The following is a 20,272-nucleotide window of genomic DNA, read 5'->3' as shown; positions in this document are numbered from 1 at the left end:
GTCTGTGGTCCGGCATCAAGGTAAGGCGAGCCACTCCATGTTTTACGTGTGTCAGTTTCCTCACGATTGGCGCGAATACTTCCTGCGGAACTCGACGGGGTTCATCGACGTCAGGACCTTGAACATACGACGCATATTCGAGTCGCTACTGAATCCGAGGTCCGCGCTGATGGTACTGACCGGCATGGATGTCAACACGAGGCGCTCGCTGACCTGGTTCAGCTTTACCCGGCGCGCATACTCGGCGATCGTGACGCCAGTCTCGCCAATAACCTTGCGCGCCAATGTGCGCGCTGACATGCCAAGTGCTTCTGCCAGGCACGTTACGGTGATCGATTCTGCCGGAAGCCGCCCAACCAAGTCGTGCAGCCGGCGCAGCATCGGGCTAGCCTGTTCCATCAGACTCATCGCCCGGAACGCCTCGTGCGTCGGGGCCGGACGCGGAAGCACCATCAGCGTAATTAGGTCATGCAATGCCTCAGCGCTTACGTGTTGCTTGATGAGCTCCTGGGCGATAGGGAGATAGCCGCTTACGCCGGAAGCCGTTGCCGTGCGCGTGTTGACGATGCAACTCCGCTCGACCTGCCATCGGACCTTGCCATAGTGTCTTTCCATGACTTCTGCCGCCCACCATGTCACTGTGGCTGGCTGGCCGTTCAGCTTGCCGCTGGCGGCCAGCAGGCAGACGCCGGTGCAATAACCCCAGAGCCGCTTGCCGCGGTCAAACGTCGCCAGGGCTCTGATCAACGCCGCACTCGCGCCGAGCACGTCTTCTATCTGCGCAGCCGACTCAGCCCAGAAACCCGGCACCAACACAGCGTCGAGCGCGGTTTTCTCCAATGCATGCGTGGCATGTAGGGAGAGCCCTTGTGGGCAAACGACCTCAGCAGGTTGCAGCGAAACATAGCGCAACTCAAAGACCGCTCTTCCTGCACGGCGGTTGGCCGCATGGAGTAGATCGGAGAAGGCCAGCAAGCCCGCCGGCATGCAATGCGGATAGAGAAGCAAGCCAATGCGAAGCGGCGGCGGCATGGCAGAAAATGAATCAAATATGTCTAATCGTGCCATTCTGGCAGCCAATGAAACTCTGCACAATGAATGCGTATCCGGGGAGACGTGTTCATGAAAATCCAACAGCTACGCAACGCCACCATCATCGTGGAGACCGGCGCCAACCGCATCCTGATCGACCCCATGCTTGCGCCCAGACATGCGCTACCGCCACTGCGGCTGTCCGGCGCTCGGCAGCGCAATCCGCTGATCGAGCTTCCCGACTTCGCCTGGCCGGCTCTGGAATCCGTGACGCATTGTCTGATTACCCACTGTCAGCGAGGTCACTTCGACCACCTGGACCGCGCGGCGAAGCAGTGGCTGCGTGAACGGAAGATTCCCGTCAGCTGCACGCCCCATGATGCCGGCCACCTGATCGAGCGTGGTCTGAACGCGCAACCACTGCATCATGAGCATGAGCTGCCGGGCCCCTTCCTAGGTGGCACGATACGGACCGTACGTTGTACACACGGACGCGGGCTGATTGGTAGGCTGATGGAGCATGGCGTCGGGTACCTGATCGAGTCGCCCGGCGAGCCCTCTCTGTATTTGAGTGGCGATACTGTGCTGACGCCCACTGTCAGGGACTTCGTTGTGCAACACCGCCCCCAAGTCTGTGTGGTACCCGCAGGCGGTGCGCGCTTCGATCTCGGCGGTGAGATCATCATGGGCATCGAGGATGTTATCGATTTCACGCGTCTGTCCCCGGGCATCGTGATTGCGAATCACGTCGAAGCACTGAGCCACTGTCCCGTGACGCGTAACGACCTCAGGCGCGCCGCCGCACAAGCGGGGGTCGAAGCGCGACTACGCATTCCAGCCGATGGCGAGACACTGGAATTTCACGGCACGCTGAGCTGAACGTGCTGTCTTTCCCGCGAAGGCAGGAAGCCGGCGTCGTTAAAGCCACAGGGTCCCCGCCTTCGCGGGGATGACAAACGCTAGGTGCTGTCGCGAATTTGGAAAGACTCAATCGATCGCCAAATTTGGAACATTCTGATGGGCCGTGAGCACCGCGGCGTTGTCAAAAAGGGTTTTCATTTATTGCTTCATACGGTGCTCTACCGCCCGTCTGCTTCGGACAGTGCATGGACTGGACCCGCGATCTTACAAAATTCGCACACCATGCTGCGCGCCAACTCCACGATAGTCTCGTGTGCCTGCAGGCCTGCCCCAATTCGCCATGAGGCGACGATTGGAAGTGCGGGTAATGGCGGTTCGATGTCGAGCACAGTCAGTGTCCCGCAGTCGATTTTATCCCGTACCAATACTGTGGGTAGTGCGCCAACACCGAATCCATCATCCACAAGCCTCGTCATCGCCGCTATGGAGTTGACGCAATTGATGCGCGGTGACTCAATGCCGTTCAAGTGCAATAGATTCAATAAATCTTGGTGCGGACGAGAATTGCTGACAAACGTGATTAGCCGCTCTTGTGCCAAATCCTTCAATGACGCATAAGGACGATCCAGCCGAGAGTTGCTCGCCACGACCCATCGAATGGGATATCTCGCTAATTCGACATTGCGGATACTCTCTTGTCGCAAGATTTCGGTCTGAAAGACAATATCCAAGGTCCCTTTCTTTAGTTGCTCTACCAAGTGCGTGGCGCTGTCTGTCACCAACTCGATCTCTAAAGCGGGAAATTGCTCTACAGTCCGCGAAATTAAGGGGCTAAGCCAAGTGTGTATCACGCTATCCATGGCGCCTATCCGAACGCGGCCCTCGAATCCGGTGTGTTGCGTAACGGCCGCCTGCAATTCGTGAAGCGTAGTCACCATGCGCTCAGCGTATTCGAGGACTTTGTGTCCGTCCGGCGTGAGTTTCACACCACGCGCGTCGCGGTCAAACAAGCGTACGCCTAGTTCCTCCTCAAGTGCCGCAATGCGCGAAGAAACAGATGCCTGCGTAGTAAACAGTTTTTCTGCCGTCAACCTAAAGCTACGCAGTCTCACTACCCAAACAAAGGTTTCCAAGAACCGGAGATTCATTTCGAGCGTCCTTCCTTCTGCTGATCTTAGATAGTATCGTCCGCGTTCCACTGAGGGAATCAATTCCCCGAAGCCAAGGACGTTGCGGGTAGACCTTGCTGACGCCCAGCATCAGGTGCTCGACAGCAGTACCGTAACATTCACGGTTCCGCAGCGGTGAGGGTTCCGGTCGCTGGCATCCGCGTCTAAGCGCGATACCGACGATCACACGAGTTGAGGCACGATGGCCGCATTCGCTGGTCGCGGCACCTTGGCGTTCCTGAGCACCGCCGGCGCTCCGTGTCTCCTCGTCTGGAGACGCTCAGCGGGATGAATCGCCGGGAATCTGCTAAGCGCTGCGTATCTCCACCATTGCTTCAATTTCCACGGCAAAACCTTTGGGTAAGGAATTGACCCCTACCGCAGAGCGAGTGTGTTCGCCTCGGAGGCCGAAAACCTCAACCAGCAGGTCAGAGCAGCCATTGATCACTTCTGTGTGCTCGGTAAAGTCTTCCACCGCGTTGACCATCCCCAGCACCTTGATGACCCGTTCTACGCGATCCAGGCTGCCCAGCGCGTCCTTCATCAGCGCTAGGAGATAGATGCCAATTTCTCTGGCATGAGCACTTGCCTCAGAGGTGCTGACCTCTCTTCCCACCTTGGGCACCGCTTGACCAGAATGCAACTGCCGGCGAGGTGCGCCTTTCCCAGATAGATAGAGAGAGTTGCCACGAATGATGTAAGGCAGAAAACTGCCCGGTGTCGGAAGGAGCGGAGGGAGTTCGATGCCCAATTCGCGTAGTCTGGTATCCATGATTTGATGTTTGTAGCTGCGGAATTTGCAAGCCGCTAGAGAACTGACAGGGGTTGGCGAAAATCCGCTGCATCTCGCTGTGCAGTGGTTGCATCGAGCAGTCTCAGGCTTGAAGCCGGAACTCTCCAACAATCGCCAGCAGTTCCTGTGCTTGCTCCTCCAGTGACTGTGCGGCTGCCGCGGCTTGTTCTACCAGGGCCGCATTCTGTTGCGTCGCATCATCCAGTTGCGTAACGGCGTGACTGACCTCTTCGATGCCCGAACGCTGTTCCTGACTGGCCGCTGTGATCTCTCCAACGATGTCCGTGACCCGCCTTACGCTGGTGACGACTTGGCGCATGGTCGTGCCAGCTTCATCGACAAGCGTACTGCCGGCATTCACATTGGCCACGGAATCGTCAATGAGGGCTTTGATTTCTTTGGCCGCAGCGGCGCTGCGTTGCGCCAAGCTGCGCACTTCACCTGCTACGACGGCGAATCCGCGGCCTTGTTCACCGGCGCGGGCGGCCTCTACTGCCGCGTTCAACGCGAGGATGTTGGTCTGGAACGCAATGCCGTCGATCACCCCGATGATGTCGACAATTTTGTGTGAGGAGGCGTTGATCGAGCTCATCGTCTCCACCACGCGTGTCACCACTTCACCGCCGCGGACCGCCACATCCGAAGCTGATACAGCGAGCTGATTTGCCTGATTGGCGTTGTCGGCGTTTTGCTGCACGGCAGACATGAGTTGCTCCATTGCCGAAGCCGTTTCTTCCAACGAGCTCGCCTGCTGCTCCGTGCGTGATGACAGGTCCAGGTTACCACTCGCGATTTCTCGCGTGGCCGTACCGATCGTATCGGATGCATCTTTAATGCGACCGATCATCTCCACCAATGCGGCACGCATCCGGTTCATGGCGTAGAGCAGGCTGTTGCGGTCATCCGGGTGCGTTGTGATTGGCACCGTCAAGTCGCCGCCAGCGATGCGGTTGGCGACGTCCGCCGCATAGGCTGGGTCGCCACCCAGCGTGCGCTGCAGGTTGCGGGTCACCAAGCTTGTCAGGATGACCATGGAAATCACGACTGCTGCCAACAGTCCCGCAATTCCGTACAGCGAGTGCATGAACGCTGTGTTGATGTCGTCAATGTAGACGCCTGTCGTCAGGTTCCAGTCCCACGGTTGGTATTGCAGGACATAGGCGAGCTTCGGAGCCGGCTCGGTACTTCCTACGTGCGGCCAGACGTACCGAATAAAACCTCCGTCGGGCTGCTTGCCGGCATTCGAGATGTCCACATACAGAGCGTTACCTTGCACATCCTTGAAATCGGTCCGCTTCTTGCCGTTCAGATCGGGTGCAATCGGATGCATGATCACGACCTCTTGCGACGACGTGATGGTGAAGTAGCCATCCTTGTCGTAGCGCAACCCGCGGATGCGATCGAGCGCCTGTTTGCGAGCCTCCTCGTCGCTCAGGGATCCACTGCGTGCGAGATCACCATATTGCTTAATGATGCTGAAGGCCTCAGTGGTCACGCTGACAAGATTATTCTTGCGCTCATCCATGCGGATCTCGCGTGTCTGATAGGCGTTGAAGACCGACAGCAATGTCAACGCGATCAAACTGAACACGAGAGGCAGCCAGAGTTTCTGACGGAAGCTGAGTCTGTTCAATTGCATTCTCCAAAGGTCTTCGGGCTGCACGATGAGGGTCGGCGCGTGCTCTGATCTTTCTCATCGTCGGGCTGGCGTGCAACTTGACAGCGTGTTGGCGCAAAAAAAATTGCTCGGTGGCGTTAGGGATTTTTTATCGCCCGTGGTCCGCACCAATGGTGTGCAGAATAGGCCCGCCTGATCCGAAGGCAATCGCACTCACGGGGTGGTCCGGTGCCTAAATTGTTCAAGCATTGCGGTCGCCTCGGGGCCAGCCACACGCTCCCATTCGACAATGGCCTGCTGGGCCGCGATCTGCAGCGACGCGCGCAGCGGAGCCGACGACTCGTCCACGGCTATGTGCAGATCTTGCAAGTGCTGGCGGTTCTGGGCGGCGCGATGCTGTAGCCGCAGCCATTGTCGGAATTCAGTGATTTCGGCTGCCTGGTCGACCGCGCGCCTTTGCTTGGGTGACAGAGCCGCGTATGCCTTCTCGTTGACTGTGGCGAACGACAGTGGCATTGCGTACTCGATGGTCGTGAAGTACGGCAACCATTTCAGCAGCTTTTGACCGGCCGCACCGTCACCTGATGACAGCACGGCATTGATGGAGCCGTTTCCCAAGCGAGCCGGCACCTCCGCAAATGACAAGGCTTCCGCCCGGGCGCCAACTGTCTGCATGACCTTGGCCGACGTAGCGTCGTACGTGCGGATGGAAAGCGTCCGCAGCACATCAGCGCTGGCGATCGGTTTGGCCGACCAGAGCCCCGATGCCGGCCAGGGTGTCACATAGAGGAGATGCTGGCCGAGTTGCTCGAACGCCTCGACATAGAGCGGGCGCGCGAGGTCTGCCAGCCGCTGCGCGTCCTTGACCTCGTTGGTCACGAATGGCAGGGAAGACAGTGAGAAGATCGGATTCAACTCTGCCAATGCCCCTCCGTAGGCGTCGCCAGCCTCCAGGCGCCCATCACGTACAGCCAACGGTATTTCAGGAGCGGGGATACCTGCGGAGCCGTCATAGGATGCCACGATGTCCAGGGTGCCGGCCGTGCGGGTTTTCACTTCCTTGGCAAACTCCGCCAATCCTTCGCCGGGCATTGTGTTTGCGGGGTATTCGGTTGCCATGCGCCAGTGTGTTGGCTTATCACTTGCCGTGGGCTGCGCCGCGACTGCGGCCTCAACAGTAGCGGCGAGCGCCATCGCCGCGGAACAAAGGATAGCGGTTAGCTTCATGGGTCGGCGGTCGCCAATGTCCAAAGTCTTGGATCAGCGTGCAATGAAATTGGGGGGAGGCGGTTTATGAGATCCCAAGGGCGACGTAGAAGCGCCGCGCCTCAATGGATGCGCTTCACCAGAACGCCAGTCTTGCGGCCGGCGTGTCGTGATTCAAAAAAAGCCCGGCGCCAATCTCGTGGAGAGAGAACAAGGAGGCGGGCGGCGCCGGGATGGTCGTAAAGCGGTTTTAGAAGTTGGTGGCGCTGACCGAGGCAGTCAGCTTCCGTTCTTCAGTCAATCTGGCGACAAGCGGCTCCATACCCGGCATAGGAAAGAAGCCTCTCAGTTGAATCATGCGTTTGAACCAGCGATTCAAAGCGGGTCTGCCTTGTAGATCAAAACCGTTGTCATCGGCGACCGCGGCGTAGGGAAAGCATGCGATGTCCCCGATGGTAGGCCAGTCGCAAGCCAGCCAGTGATGCCGGCCGAGCCGGTCCTCGAGAATATCCAATGCGGCATTGCCAGCGCGCTGCGCAGCGACAAGGTCCCCCGAGTATCCGAACTTTTGGATGGCGCGCGAGAGGAACAAGCCATTCACTTCATTCTGCGCAAACTCCATCCACTGCATCACGGCTGCAGTCTGGCCAGGATCGGCGGGCAACCAGGTTCGATGCTTGTCGAACTTGCTGGCCAAGTACACAAGAATCGCCGTTGAGCCCCAGATGGTCGTTCCGTCATCCTCAAGCGTGGGAACTTGCCCTCGCGGATTCAATTCCAGATATTCGTCATTGACGATGTTTTTCCCGCCATTTGCTTGAACAAATACACTTTCGAACTTGATTCCAAGAATCGATAGCAGAAGACAAGCTTTGTAGCTATGCCCTGATGTTGGCCGGTGATATAGAAGCATTTCCTATCTGTGGTTACGAATGAATGCAATCCACCCAAAATTATCGGAAAAAACGACCTGCACCTAGGCTCGCCACATAAGGACGCGGTGTTATGAATGACTGACTTTATTTAGATTAAATTGGCAAAATTTTTTTTGCCATCAATTTTTTTTGATCGGGGGGTATTTGGTCGTTTTCCCCATCGATCAACAAAGCGGGAGTGCGCATTGGAGGGGGGCACCAAGCAGCTGCACAACACACACATTTATTGCCTGGGCACCAAACAATTGTTATCGCGAGCAATCGATAAAGCTGATGTTTTCGCGTTGGCCAGCACTCACCCGATCAGATTGAGGTGGGCATTTCAATTCAGGGAAAACCCTTGATTCTTGCATCGAACTAGCCTTGCGTCTGCCTCATCGAAAAATTCGATTGCAGGATACGCATATTTCCCATTGGATTTGTTCATCAAACATTCAAACAATACGTGCCGAACCGGGTCGCCCCGTGCGGCGGCCTGAGTGAAGTTTCTCTATTGCGACGGTCGACCGACTACTGATCTATGACCTCATTGAATGACTTGAACGAGCGGTCCAGCGGATTGGACGTGCGTCTCGCGGCCCGCAGTGGAAGATTGCGCGGCCACACAAGCGGTTTGGCGTCTGAGTACGTTCAAACGAACTGCGTCATCGTCCCAAAGGCACACGCTAGCGACTTCCTTGCGTATTGCTGGCGCAACCCGGTTCCATGTCCGGTATTGGCAGTTTCGGATGCGGGCAATCCAGCCTTGCCGTCGTGTGGGGCCGATCTCGATATCCGGACCGATATCCCGAGCTATCGGGTCTGGCGATCCGGAGAGATGGTCGACGAGGTGCCAGACATCACGGCGTACTGGCGCTTGGACTTGGTCACCTTTCTGCTGGGATGCTCGTTCTCGTTTGAACACGCGCTGCTTGCAGAGGGGATCAAGCTGCGCCACGTGGAGCAGAAGAAGAATGTCTCGATGTTTCGCACCAACATCGAGACCACGCCATTCGGCCCATTTGGCGGAAACATGGTGGTCACCATGCGGCCAATGCGGCCAGCTGACGCTATTCGAGCAGTCCAGATCACAAGCCGCACGCCCATGGTTCATGGGGCACCGATTCACCTTGCCCATGCGCACAGCATTGGCATCCAAGATCTTGCAGCGCCCGACTATGGCGATGCGGTTGACATCCACGCAGATGAGATTCCCGTTTTCTGGGGGTGTGGCGTCACGCCGCAAGTCGCGCTTCTCCAGGCGAAGCTGGATTTCTGCATCACCCATTCACCGGGATGCATGCTGGTTACCGACATGTTGAACAAAGACATCGTCGAACAATAAAGATAAATCAGGCATTCGACAGGGTGCCTACTGTGTGGAGGAAATGAAAATGTGGATCGGGGAAATCGGGCAATCCGAACGTAGGACGTTGACCGCAGGCTTTCTAGGGTACGCGGTCGATGCATTTGATTACATGGTGTACACCTTCCTCATTCCGACGTTGTTCGTACTTTGGGGAATGACGAAGGCTGAGGCGGGATATATCGCCACTGCGTCGCTGATCAGTTCTGCGATCGGTGGATGGGCGGCGGGCGTCCTGGCCGATAAATATGGTCGTGTCCGCGTCTTGCAGTGGACGGTGTTCTGGTTCGCAATCTTCACCTGCCTGAGTGGGTTCACCCAGAATTTTCATCAGCTTCTGGCGACCCGCACGCTTCAGGGGCTTGGTATGGGCGGAGAGTGGGCGGTGGGCAGCGTGCTGATCTCGGAGACGATCGCCGCCAAGCACCGCGGAAAAGCTGCAGGTCTCGTGCAGAGCAGTTGGGCGGTTGGTTGGGCGCTGTCGGCAATTGCATTTTGGATGGCCTACGCGTATCTGCCTCAGGAACTGGCGTGGAAGGTGCTCTTCTGGGTGGGCATCCTGCCAGCACTTCTGATCGTGTATGTGCGTCGGAACGTGGCGGAGTCGCCCGTGTTCGTGCAGGAAAAGCAACGTCGCATGCAGCACGAGGAATCCTCGAACTTCATGCAGATCTTCTCCAAGGACCTGCTGGGCACGACGATTCTGGCGAGCCTCTTGGCCAGTGGTATGCAGGGGGCCTACTACTCCGTTACGACTTGGCTGCCGACGTTCCTGAAGACCGAGCGTCATCTCTCGGTGCTGGGCACCAGTTCCTACTTGTTGATCCTGATCACCGGGTCTTTCATCGGCTACCTCTGCAGCGCATGGTTGTCCGACACCATCGGCCGCCGCAAGTGCTTCGCGGTGTTTGCTGCAGCCGGGATTGTCCTGGTGCTGGCGTACACCAAGTTCCAAATCACGGATCGAGCGATGTTCTTCCTCGGCTTCCCTCTGGGCTTCTTCCTGTCCGGCATTTTCTCGGGCATGGGCGCATTTCTGGCCGAGCTGTACCCAAATAGCGTGCGTGGCTCAGGGCAGGGCTTCTGCTACAACTTTGGCCGTGCCGTCGGCTCAATCTGTCCGGCCATCATCGGCTTGACCAGCGGTACATATGGACTCGGCGCGAGCATTGGCGTCGTATCCGCAGGCTGCTATCTGGCGGTGATCCTGACCGTGTTCGCACTGCCCGAAACACGGGGCAAGGAATTGGGACACGCGATTGCCTGAGCGTTGCATAACTTTGCTGTTGAAGGATGAAATCGATATGAGCCTGTACTCCAATCACCCATCGAAACGCTGGCAGTTTTGGATCGACCGGGGCGGCACGTTTACCGACCTTGTGGGGCGTGATCCTGAGGGTGGCTTCCATACGCTCAAGATGCTGTCGGAAAACCCCGAGCAGTATCGCGACGCGGCTGTGGAAGGGATTCGACGGTTGCTCGCGCTGCCGGCGGGCGAGATGATTACGCCCGAGCGCGTGGAGTGCGTGAAGATGGGGACAACGGTGGCAACCAACGCGTTGCTCGAACGCAAGGGGGATCGCACGCTGCTTGTGACCACCCGTGGGTTCCGCGACGCGCTTCGCATCGCGACGCAAGCACGCCCGCAACTGTTTGACCGCAACATCGTTTTGCCGGAGCTGTTGTACGAAGAGGTGATTGAAGCCGACGAGCGCATGAGCGCGTACGGTTCAACCGTGCAGGCGCTGAACATCGAGGCGCTAACAGCGCAGTTGAAGGCTGCCTTTGAGCGTGGCTTGCGCGCCTGTGCCATCGTGTTCCTGCACGGCTATCGCTATCACGAGCACGAGTTGCAAGCCGAGGCTATTGCCCGTGAGATCGGCTTTACACAGATTTCCGTCTCCCACAAAGTCAGCCCGCTCGTTAAGTTCGTCCCGCGTGGCGATACGACCGTGGTCGATGCTTACCTGTCCCCGATCCTGCGCCGCTATGTCGAACAGGTTGCGCAGCAGATGCCGGGCGTTCGCCTGTTCTTCATGCAAAGCTCGGGCGGATTGACCGAAGCTCAACGCTTTCAAGGGAAGGACGCCATCCTATCGGGGCCGGCCGGCGGCATCGTCGGTATGGTTCGTACCGCGCAGGCTGAGGGCCATCCGAAAGTGATCGGCTTCGACATGGGCGGTACGTCCACGGACGTTAGTCACTATGCTGGTGAGTTTGAGCGTACGTTCGATACTGAAGTGGCTGGCGTTCGTATGCGTGCGCCGATGATGAGCATCCACACGGTCGCAGCCGGTGGTGGCTCCGTCATTCAATTCGATGGGGCACGGCTGCGTGTCGGGCCAGAGTCTGCCGGAGCGAACCCCGGCCCGGCAAGCTACCGTCGTGGTGGGCCGCTGGCCACTACCGATGCGAACGTGATGCTGGGGCGTATCCAGCCTGATTGGTTCCCCAAGGTGTTCGGGCCGGCCGCGGACGAGGCCCTGGACCGCGGCGTCGTGGTCCAGCGCTTTGAAGCCATGGCGCGTGAGATGACCACAGCATCGGGGCGCGCGACGTGTGCCGAAGAAGTGGCAGCCGGTGCGTTGCAGATCGCCGTCGGCAGCATGGCAAATGCGGTCAAGCGCATCTCGGTGGCGCGCGGCTATGACGTCAGCACCTACACGTTGCAGTGCTTCGGCGGCGCAGGCGGACAGCACGCCTGCTTGGTGGCCGACGCGTTGGGTATGACGCATGTCCTGGCACATCCGTTTGCCGGGGTGCTGTCGGCCTATGGGATGGGCTTGGCTGACCAGATTGCCCTCCGCGAGATTTCTGTTGAGCGTGCGCTGGATGCAGAAGGGCTTGCCGCCGCCCTCGAGCAGGCACGCAAGCTTGAAGCAGAAGCACGTTGCGAGTTGGAAGCCCAAGGTGTTGCGCCGGACCTCATTCGTAGCCGCTATCAACTGCAGGTGCGCTATAACGGCACCGACACGGCACTCACATGCTCCTACGACCCGCAAAGCCCGGCGCAATTTGCCATTGCCGCGCTGCGCGATCAATTCGAGACGGCGTACCGTCAACGCTTTGCTTTCCTGATGCCAGACCGGGAACTGGTGATCGAGGCGGTGAATGTGGAATGCATGCTGCCTGGCGAGCCCGTATCCCAGGCGTCGGCCGGCACAGTGACTTCGCATGCTGCAACGCCGCGCTCGCAGGTGAAGATGTACTGTATGCCGGACATCGAGCCTGCCGGCTGGCGCAATGCGGGCCTGTACATCCGGGAGGAGATGGCCCCCGGGGCAACAGTCGACGGCCCGGCCGTCATTGCCGAGCGCAACGCCACCACGGTTGTCGAGCCGGGCTGGCGGGCCGAACTGAGCGGTTCAGGTTGTCTCGAACTACGGCGGGTGCGCGCGCGCGTCAGCGGGCACGCAGCGGGTACGCATGTCGACCCGGTGATGCTGGAGGTCTTCAACAACCTGTTCATGAACATCGCCGAGCAGATGGGGCTGCGTTTGCAGAATACAGCCTACTCGGTGAACATCAAGGAGCGCTTGGACTTTAGCTGTGCGCTGTTTGATGCGCAGGGCAACCTGATCGCCAACGCACCGCACATTCCTGTGCATTTGGGTTCGATGAGCGAGTCCATCAAGACGGTGATGACGCGTAACCCCGATATGCACGCTGGCGATGTGTTCGTGCTAAACGACCCATACCACGGTGGCACGCACCTTCCCGATATCACGGTGGTCACGCCCGTGTTCCTTGAGGAGGACACCCGCCCACGCTTCTATGTTGCATCGCGTGGTCACCATGCCGATATCGGCGGGGTGACTCCAGGCTCGGTCCCTCCATTCTCAACGTCGATTGAGGAAGAGGGCGTGCTGATCGATAACTTCAAGTTGGTTGAGCAAGGCCGACTGCGCGAAGCTGAAATGGTGGCGCTGCTCAGCAGCGGAACGTATCCGTCACGCAATCCCTCGCAAAACATGGCGGATTTGCGAGCGCAGATTGCAGCCAATGAGAAGGGTGTGCAAGAGCTGCGCGCAATGGTTGCCCACTATGGGCGAGACACGGTTAGCGCCTACATGCAGCACGTGCAGGACAATGCTGAAGAGTCGGTGCGGCGCGTTATTACGGCGCTCAAGGATGGCCAGTTCACGCTCCCGCTGGATAACGGCGCGCAAATTTGCGTGTCGGTCAAGGTAGATGCGCAGCGCCGTAGCGCGGTACTCGACTTTACGGGAACAAGCGGGCAATTGCCCAACAACTTCAACGCACCGAAATCCATCACCATGGCGGCGGTGCTGTATGTGTTCCGTACGCTGGTGGATGACGCGATTCCGCTCAACGCGGGCTGTCTGAAGCCTATCGAGGTGATTGTTCCGGAAGGCTGCATGCTCAATCCGCGCGCACCTGCCGCCGTTGTGGCCGGCAATGTGGAAACCTCCAGCTGTATTACCAACGCACTCTACGGTGCCCTCGGTGTGATGGCTGGCGCCCAATGCACGATGAACAATTTCACCTTCGGCAACGAGCGCTACCAGTACTACGAGACCATCTCCGGTGGATCGGGGGCCGGCCACGGATTTAACGGCACGAGTGTCGTCCAGACACATATGACCAATTCGCGCCTGACCGACCCCGAAGTGCTCGAGTTGCGCTATCCCGTTCGCCTTGACGCCTATGAGATCCGCCACGGTTCCGGCGGTGCAGGCCGCTGGAAAGGCGGCAATGGCGGCCATCGCCGAATCCGATTCTTGGAGCCGATGATCGCAGCCATCCTGAGCAACGGGCGTAGCCACGGGGCCTTCGGCGCTCAGGGTGGAGCACCCGGATGCGTCGGTCGAAACAGGGTGGTGCGCGCCAGCGGGGTCACGGAGGATCTCGACTCCTGTGCATCCGTGGCGATGGAGGCTGATGACGTCTTCATTGTGGAGACGCCGGGCGGTGGTGGATACGGCAGCGACCACGTCTGATCGCGGGGCCGCTCTCGACTGGACGATAGAACGGCCGAGAGCGCTCCGAAGCCCTGGGAAAAGCGGTTTACCACGTCGGGTGATATGAATCTAAAGTTCGTCGAGGCCTTCTATTGGGCATGCTCCCTCAGGAGCATTACCCGTGCTGCAGAAAAGCTGCATGTCACGCAGTCCTCTCTCTCGAACCGCATCAACACCTTGGAAGACGAGCTTGGCGTCAAGCTGCTCGATCGGCGGTCCAAGCAGTTCCGGCTGACTAGCGCTGGCCAGCGGTTCTTGACGATGTCTGTAAAGCTGCTGGGAATGCACCGCGAGATCAAGCTGGCTATGGGGGGCGTCGATGACACGCCGACCGTGCTGCGGTTGGGCGCTGTCGAGTCGGTCGCCCATAGCTGGCTTTCTTCCTGGCTCAGGCACGTGCGCCAGGGGAACATTAACCTTGAGTTGCAGCTCACCATCGAAACGTCGCCGGTTTTGATGGAATCCGTCAAGAAAGGCGCTCTCGATATCATCTTTGCAGCGGGGGCGGTGCCCGAAAAGGAACTCAGAACATTCGCGCTGCCACCCATGCAAATGTGTTTCGTTGGGGACGATTCTTTTTCAGACACGCACGCCTATGAGCTGAGCGACATTGCGGGCTCCGACCTCCTGACGTTTCAACGTGGCTCACAACCACACCAGGAGCTTCTGCAACTGTTTCGCCAGCATGGGGTCGAGCCACCTCGCATTCACACCATCTCTTCAATCTCCGCATTGGTGCAACTGGCAGAAGACGGCTTCGGTATCGCCACGCTACCGGAAAGCGTCATCTCACGTGCAAAAGGGCGAAGTCGACTGACACGCCTGCGCAGCGCAGCAACCCTGGCTCCTCTTCCTCTTTCCGCCACTTACCGGGAAGATCCGGCGTCTGGACATCTAGATGCACTGTTCGAATCCCTTTTTGTCTTTCTGAACCTACCCAATGGATCGGCAGAGACGGTGCAGTCTGACGGTCCATGATGATTCGACCCGCCCACAACACCGGGGCATCAAGCGCTGGTCCGTACCGTGTTGACGACGTGGCGCAAAGGAGGACTCGGACGCGTCGGGGAAGGGATTCCAATTGCTACGGCGTATGGCCAACGGTATTGCGATGACATCGAATGTCCCATGATCAATCTTTCTAGCTTGCAATATCGTTTCCGCCGCGCATCCAAGGAGGAATGCCGCGACCTGATCAAAGCGTGCCACCGCGTGGCACCGGGCGGGGCAAGTACCGTCGACGTCTATCTGCGGGACTGGACCTGGTGGATCCACGAAGGCGACTTGCGTTTGCCCTCCAACGTCGTGAACGACATCAACCTGATTGTGACTGGCGATGTGATCGTCGACGGCTGGTATGACGACTACCTTGGAGGCGGGTTGCTGGCCGTATTTGGCTCCATGCGCTGCCGCCATGTTTTCTCGTGGTACACGCTGTATGTTGCTCGCGACCTGTTGGTGCAAGGTCTGAACCTGCAATATCACAACGACTGGGTCTTTGAGTGCGGCGGGCAGGTTGCCGCACGGGCCTTCATCGGCGCCGACAAGTCGTGCCTGTTCGATCTGAATCGTTCCGATCTCGAAGGCTACTACTCCACTCTGGACTTCGATGCGAAGAGCAGCCTTAGGCCCTACCGAATGCTCGGTCTGCTCGAATGCGAAGAGGACGGGTGCAAGGTCGAAGCCGCGAGCGCCGAGGGCTGCGAAGACGAAGAACAGGACGAATACGATGACTTCGAGACCCCGAGCTCAGCCGAAGTCATCGCTCACGTGAAGGCCGCTGACGCCCAGCGGCGCTCGGCCTTTTCCACACCGGCGCCCGCTCCTGCCACCGTCTGGCGCGAAGCGCTGCACCCAGATACCGTGCTCGCGCGCCTGGTCGATCTGGTTGCCAGCCACGGCTGGGACGTGGCCATGCGCCCCAAGCTCGAGCCTGAGCTGCAGGTTTTGCTAGCGGACCACTCCGATGCTCGCGTGCGCTGGGCGCTAGCGACCGCTCCAGACGTGTCGGAAGTGCTATTGCGGCAGTTGGCTAATGATCCAGCGCACGTTGTGAGGGTAGCGGTGGCCAGCCACGCGCGCTGTCCCTCCGACCTGTTGACAGGTTTCGCCGTGGACGCCGCGGCTGACGTCCGGGCGGCCGTGGTGCATGCGCACGGCCGTGGTCTGGCCGAATGGGTGATACGGATGGCAGGTGATCCCTGTACCGTCGTCCGCCGCGCCGTCGCCGTTATCCCGAACCTGCCGCCGGATGTGGTGGCGCGACTGGCCAGCGATGCAGATGAGGTCGTCAGGCACCGGACGATGCGTGTTCAGGCGCCATTGCTCGACCCCATGCTTGCCAGGTTCGTGGCATGCACACCGAAGTGCTGATGCAAGCGATCTCTGCGTGTGACACAGCCCCAGGCTATTGAGAGACGTCAGCATTGGAGTCGAACGCTACTTCACTCCCGATCGATACCCAGAGCGACTCTCGCCTAGCCCTAGCAGAGCTTCCTCATCCCGACGGTCTGATGCACAGCTCCCGCTATTGGCCGGGCCAGCCATCGATTTCACTCACTGCTGTCAGTGAGCGACGATCCCCATCAATATGCTGTCTCTTGTCCTGATCATTGCTGCTGTCTGCCTCGTCACCTCAGCGGCGTGGGCACTTTGGCGCTATCCTGCGCGGCTTACAGAAGGTGCCGCCGGGGAATCCCCCCAGGGGTTCATTCGAAGGCAGGTGCGTTACCAAATCGCATTCGGTGCGCTGGCGGCGATTGTCGTCGTACTTGCTCACCAGCTATCTCCCCCGGAGCGCGCGCGAATGTTCAGTATTGGAGCACTCGCGTCGCCAGTCCAAATGGAAGCTTTTGGCCTCCCTCACGTAGATGGTGTCTCTTGGGTGCAGGGCGGCTGCTTGCTGACACTTGGTTTCGGCCTGGCCACGTTGGCACTCGTGTTCGGTTCTCTGCGCAACATTCAAAATTGGCCGGCTTTTTTCGGCAAGTTTGGTTTTTGGGTGATCGCGATATCGGCGGTCAATGCGCTGTCAGAAGAACTCATTTATCGGGGGGCGATCATTGCAGTAGCGCGGGAGCTGTGGGAGCCATCGCAAGTCGCGCTCTTATCGGCGGTTCTTTTCGCACTGGCGCATGTCCGTGGGCAAGCCTCCGGTTTTGCCGTTGTCAGCGGCTCCGCAGTGGTGGGTTGGTGTCTTGCGATGGTAACGATGCAGACCCATGGATTGTTTTGGGCGTGGTGCGCGCATTGTGTTCAGGATGTTGTCATCTTTCTGTCATTCCTAGGGGCGATGACTGACGCAGTGCAACGCCATGACACAGCACAAAGTAGCGGCCCTGTTGCCTAAGAGACCTCCTTTGATATCGCGAACAAAGCGGATCGACAAATCGACCAAGGGTCAGCATTCGATGCCAGGTTTCGCGTACCGCCTCTTAGGCTTCGATGTGCTGACTGCGCTCATGTCAAGGCAAACTCCACGCACGAGCGCGAGTGGGGAGAAGGAGCATCCGTAGTGTCGGCTCCCGTCTCGAAATCCACTTCATAGAGCCTTACTGCCGAATGGGTGGCAGGGTAGGCGCTGAATACCGACAGCAGCGGATCATCGTTGTTCAACGCGGCCAATGCGTAGAGCCACGGACCATCGGCCAGCCTATTTCGGGTGTAACGCAGTAGCGCAGCACAGATAGAGGGATCGTTGTGCTCGACAGCAATGAAGGCAAGGTAGAGATAAGGGAGCGCCTGTCCATGAGCAGGAAGAGGGGGCCGACCGCGCAGCCATGCGTAAGCGTTGTAGGCAGGACGCATCCATGCCAATGGGCGCGCGTAGCGTTCCACGTGCGCCTGCCGTAGTGAGGACTGGTCCCAGGCAGCCATAACGGCACACAGTTGTCCGCCTCTCACTGCCAAGAAGAAATCGCGGGCTTTCAAGGTATCGCAACGACCTCCCGGTTGGAAGTCGGCAATGTCGAGAACGGGCGCCCAGTTACGCGTCCGGTGAGCGTTGAGAAAGTGAACGACCGCGGGCAACGCATTGGCATCGGCACGCCGTAGTTCAACGCCGTCAAGTTCCAGTTCGGGCCGTCGTTGTCCTAAGCGCAGTGCCAACACGGTCAGCTCGCCAAACTGTTTCCATTGAGGCATGCCGGCACGCGTGGCGGTGAGACTTCGAAGCGCCGGCTCGTTGTCATCGTAGACGAGCGCGTAGGTTGGCAACGGGTCGGTAGCATCGAGTGTTCGTAGTGCACAGAACAGCTGTGTGGCCAGCCCTCGCCCGCGATGGGCGCGATCGACGCGGATGTCAGAAAGAAGTGCCGCGCGCTGGGGACTGCCGTTCAGAACAACAGTCGTGATGCTACGGGCGGCTGCGGCCACCACGCGCCTTGTCACGGTATCGCGGCCCATGATGACTTGCACCTTGTCACCTTGCAGACGACTGGCCGAAAAATAGGAAGGCTCACGGCGCAGGCTAATGGCGGTCGCACCTTCAATCCAATCTGAGGCCATGCGCTCGCGCAACTGCGCGTCATCTTTCGCATGCGCAAGTGAGAACGTGTAGCAACTCACGACGACTGCCCACCTTCCACCATCGGAGTGTCCACGTTGGTCGCTATCGGCATCGTCTCCGAGGGACACCAGAGCCGGGGCCCTTCCGCCATCCAGCGGCGAACGAATGCCAGATACGTCATGGGAGCAGCTGTTGGATCGCTGTGCAGAAGCCTAGGCGTGTGATGCCAACGCGCGGCCGGGTAGCAGTGATGCACCCGATGCAGCGAACGGTGTAAGGTCATCCATCCCAGGGCAGGCGGAAGCAAGATGTCTTGCGTGATCGCGCCTGGATCGCGTCGAGGGGCGGTGGCTGTGACCGGAACACCATAGTGTTCGGCCTGCGTCAGCACGAAGTCGAACCATGACAGCACGGTCACAGGCACAACATAGGCCCACAGGAGCAGCTGTCTGACCGCAGCCGACTGCCAGGCACCGAAGCCGATGGCAACGATGAATATGACCATCCAGGCAAGCGCCATGGTTCGCTGCCAATATCGTGACGGCGGCACCATCGTCCAGCCAACCCGATTCTGATGATAGGCAACCCAAGGCACCTCAAGCGGTGCAAGCAACCAGATCCAGCGTGTCTTCCAGCTCAGCACATAAAGCCGGCCCTCGGGGTCTGCATTGGTGCAGGTAGCGTGATGATGGCGGAGATGAAAGTAGCGATACGCGATGAAGTTCACGCCGAACAATGCAGCGCAAACGATGCCGATCGCGTCATTCGCGCCATGGTGCGATAGGAACGTGCGATGTACGGCCATATGCTTTGCCTCTTGGCAACCCGCCAGAAATAGCGCTTGGGAAAGCGCCAGCAATACGTGCAGCCAAGGAGACGACGTTACCGCGATTAACGCCGTATTGAGCAGCACGGTCGCGAGGAAGAGAAGACTGGGCAGATCGTCATGCCAGCTTGGTTGCCGATGCCCATGGTGCGTCACTGTTGACGACATGGCTCCTCCTACAGCAGGCACGCCAGATGGCGCGTGACGCGTTTGATCGTCTGCAACGGCATCACCCGCCAAAGCGGGCACAGGCTTGAGAGCGGAATGGTGCCGCGCAAGAGCACACCATAGTCGAGCGAGCGTTTGTGGGGGAAGTAGTTGGGCTTGACGTCGACGATCTTCGTGAAGCCTCGCCCACGGTAGTAGCGCAATTGCGGATCGAGCGGCATGCCGGAGCGTCGCGCGCCCACGTACGCTTCGATTGGACCCTGCGGATGTTGTTGCCGCCATTGGCCCAATCCGGGAATGGGAGACCCAAGATAGACATGGCGCCAGCCGCACTTAAGCGCATAAGGCCAGAAGAATGCCAGCAGCGCGTCAACGCCGTCGCCGCGGCGGCTGGTCAGGCTGATACCGAAAAGTGTTGTTGTCTCCTGAGGGGCGGGTAGCAACGTACAGTCTCGCCAAGTTCGGACGTGACGATGGAAGTCATGCGCTACTGGCTTCAGGAAAAGAGACGCAAGCAATTGTCCCGTCTGGGCACAGAAGGCACCCAGCGCAAGGTCAGGGCAGGCTGCGATGCGCTCTTCCAATTCGATCTGCGAGGCCGCCTGATCGGTGTCCCACTTGTCGTGCTCCAGCTTGAGCAACGCAGGCAGGTCATGTCGTGTGAGGAGTCGAGCGTAGATGCATCGGCGAGAGGCCTCATGCATCTTGGTGTGCATGAGGGGGCTCAGGGCGTGGTTCATGGTGAGGGCGGTTGGGCGCGAGAGTGATTGGCTGATTGCGTATATGCAATGGAATTTCAGCCGCATTTCGCCAAAACCGGATGTCAGGCA

Annotated in this window: 16 protein-coding genes; 7 read left to right on the top strand and 9 right to left on the bottom strand. The window is 58.9% G+C overall.

What is annotated here, in order from left to right; translation table 11 throughout:
* Nucleotides 1-60: 60 nt before the first annotated feature.
* Nucleotides 61-1,068, bottom strand: coding sequence for a GlxA family transcriptional regulator (locus ACEN9T_RS00360; protein ID WP_413705541.1), 1,008 nt, complete (start codon nucleotides 1,066-1,068; stop codon nucleotides 61-63).
* A 54-nt stretch (nucleotides 1,069-1,122) separates the two neighbouring features.
* Between ACEN9T_RS00360 and ACEN9T_RS00355 the strand changes: the two genes are divergently transcribed.
* A complete protein-coding gene (locus ACEN9T_RS00355; protein WP_413705540.1) occupies nucleotides 1,123-1,911 on the top strand; it encodes an MBL fold metallo-hydrolase in 789 nt (262 codons plus the stop codon).
* A gap of 200 nt (nucleotides 1,912-2,111) precedes the next feature.
* On the opposite strand, the gene ACEN9T_RS00350 is transcribed toward ACEN9T_RS00355, so the two are convergent.
* From ACEN9T_RS00350 to ACEN9T_RS00330, 5 genes are all read right to left on the bottom strand, one after another.
* Nucleotides 2,112-3,041, bottom strand: a complete 930-nt coding sequence (locus tag ACEN9T_RS00350) for a LysR family transcriptional regulator (protein ID WP_413705539.1) — start codon at nucleotides 3,039-3,041, stop codon at nucleotides 2,112-2,114.
* Nucleotides 3,042-3,369: 328 nt separating this feature from the next.
* Nucleotides 3,370-3,834, bottom strand: coding sequence for a RidA family protein (locus ACEN9T_RS00345; RefSeq protein WP_413705538.1), 465 nt, complete (start codon nucleotides 3,832-3,834; stop codon nucleotides 3,370-3,372).
* 103 nt (nucleotides 3,835-3,937) lie between these two features.
* The gene (locus ACEN9T_RS00340; protein ID WP_045204973.1) at nucleotides 3,938-5,488 is read right to left on the bottom strand and encodes a methyl-accepting chemotaxis protein; all 1,551 of its coding nucleotides are present in this window, start codon (nucleotides 5,486-5,488) and stop codon (nucleotides 3,938-3,940) included.
* Nucleotides 5,489-5,686: 198 nt separating this feature from the next.
* Nucleotides 5,687-6,700, bottom strand: a complete 1,014-nt coding sequence (locus ACEN9T_RS00335; protein WP_413705537.1) for a TRAP transporter substrate-binding protein — start codon at nucleotides 6,698-6,700, stop codon at nucleotides 5,687-5,689.
* Between the two features lie 229 nt (nucleotides 6,701-6,929).
* Nucleotides 6,930-7,592 carry a glutathione S-transferase family protein gene (locus tag ACEN9T_RS00330; RefSeq protein ID WP_413705536.1) on the bottom strand — a complete coding sequence of 221 codons (663 nt, stop codon included), beginning with the start codon at nucleotides 7,590-7,592 and terminating at the stop codon, nucleotides 6,930-6,932.
* A 542-nt stretch (nucleotides 7,593-8,134) separates the two neighbouring features.
* Here ACEN9T_RS00330 and ACEN9T_RS00325 point away from each other — a divergent pair.
* From ACEN9T_RS00325 to ACEN9T_RS00300, 6 genes are all read left to right on the top strand, one after another.
* On the top strand, nucleotides 8,135-8,938 hold the full coding sequence (locus tag ACEN9T_RS00325) for a putative hydro-lyase (protein WP_413705535.1): 804 nt from the start codon (nucleotides 8,135-8,137) through the stop codon (nucleotides 8,936-8,938).
* A gap of 49 nt (nucleotides 8,939-8,987) precedes the next feature.
* Nucleotides 8,988-10,226 carry an MFS transporter gene (locus ACEN9T_RS00320; protein WP_413705642.1) on the top strand — a complete coding sequence of 413 codons (1,239 nt, stop codon included), beginning with the start codon at nucleotides 8,988-8,990 and terminating at the stop codon, nucleotides 10,224-10,226.
* Nucleotides 10,227-10,263: 37 nt separating this feature from the next.
* A complete protein-coding gene (locus ACEN9T_RS00315; protein WP_413705641.1) occupies nucleotides 10,264-13,920 on the top strand; it encodes a hydantoinase B/oxoprolinase family protein in 3,657 nt (1,218 codons plus the stop codon).
* A gap of 84 nt (nucleotides 13,921-14,004) precedes the next feature.
* The gene (locus ACEN9T_RS00310; protein ID WP_413705640.1) at nucleotides 14,005-14,919 is read left to right on the top strand and encodes a LysR family transcriptional regulator; all 915 of its coding nucleotides are present in this window, start codon (nucleotides 14,005-14,007) and stop codon (nucleotides 14,917-14,919) included.
* 150 nt (nucleotides 14,920-15,069) lie between these two features.
* Nucleotides 15,070-16,314 (top strand): hypothetical protein, encoded by a 1,245-nt coding sequence (locus ACEN9T_RS00305; protein ID WP_045204883.1) that lies wholly within the window; start codon nucleotides 15,070-15,072, stop codon nucleotides 16,312-16,314.
* A gap of 217 nt (nucleotides 16,315-16,531) precedes the next feature.
* Complete coding sequence (locus ACEN9T_RS00300; protein ID WP_045204882.1) at nucleotides 16,532-17,290, top strand: CPBP family intramembrane glutamic endopeptidase; 759 nt, start codon at nucleotides 16,532-16,534, stop codon at nucleotides 17,288-17,290.
* A 110-nt stretch (nucleotides 17,291-17,400) separates the two neighbouring features.
* On the opposite strand, the gene ACEN9T_RS00295 is transcribed toward ACEN9T_RS00300, so the two are convergent.
* Genes ACEN9T_RS00295 through ACEN9T_RS00285 form a run of 3 tightly spaced genes read right to left on the bottom strand, consistent with a single transcriptional unit; the run spans nucleotide 17,401 to nucleotide 20,158 of the window.
* The gene (locus tag ACEN9T_RS00295) at nucleotides 17,401-18,507 is read right to left on the bottom strand and encodes a hypothetical protein (RefSeq protein ID WP_156158407.1); all 1,107 of its coding nucleotides are present in this window, start codon (nucleotides 18,505-18,507) and stop codon (nucleotides 17,401-17,403) included.
* Nucleotides 18,504-19,442: a fatty acid desaturase family protein gene (locus tag ACEN9T_RS00290; protein ID WP_045204880.1), complete on the bottom strand. Its 939-nt coding sequence runs from the start codon at nucleotides 19,440-19,442 to the stop codon at nucleotides 18,504-18,506. Before ACEN9T_RS00290 ends, ACEN9T_RS00295 begins: the two co-directional genes overlap by 4 nt.
* Before the next feature lie 8 nt (nucleotides 19,443-19,450).
* Nucleotides 19,451-20,158 (bottom strand): hypothetical protein, encoded by a 708-nt coding sequence (locus ACEN9T_RS00285; RefSeq protein ID WP_413705639.1) that lies wholly within the window; start codon nucleotides 20,156-20,158, stop codon nucleotides 19,451-19,453.
* Between the last annotated feature and the right edge of the window lie 114 nt (nucleotides 20,159-20,272).

Source organism: Ralstonia sp. Ralssp110 (assembly GCF_047325135.1).
Classification (GTDB): domain Bacteria; phylum Pseudomonadota; class Gammaproteobacteria; order Burkholderiales; family Burkholderiaceae; genus Ralstonia; species Ralstonia mojiangensis.
The sequence above is the reverse complement of the archived record's forward strand: the minus strand, read 5'-3'. Positions and strand labels throughout refer to the sequence as shown.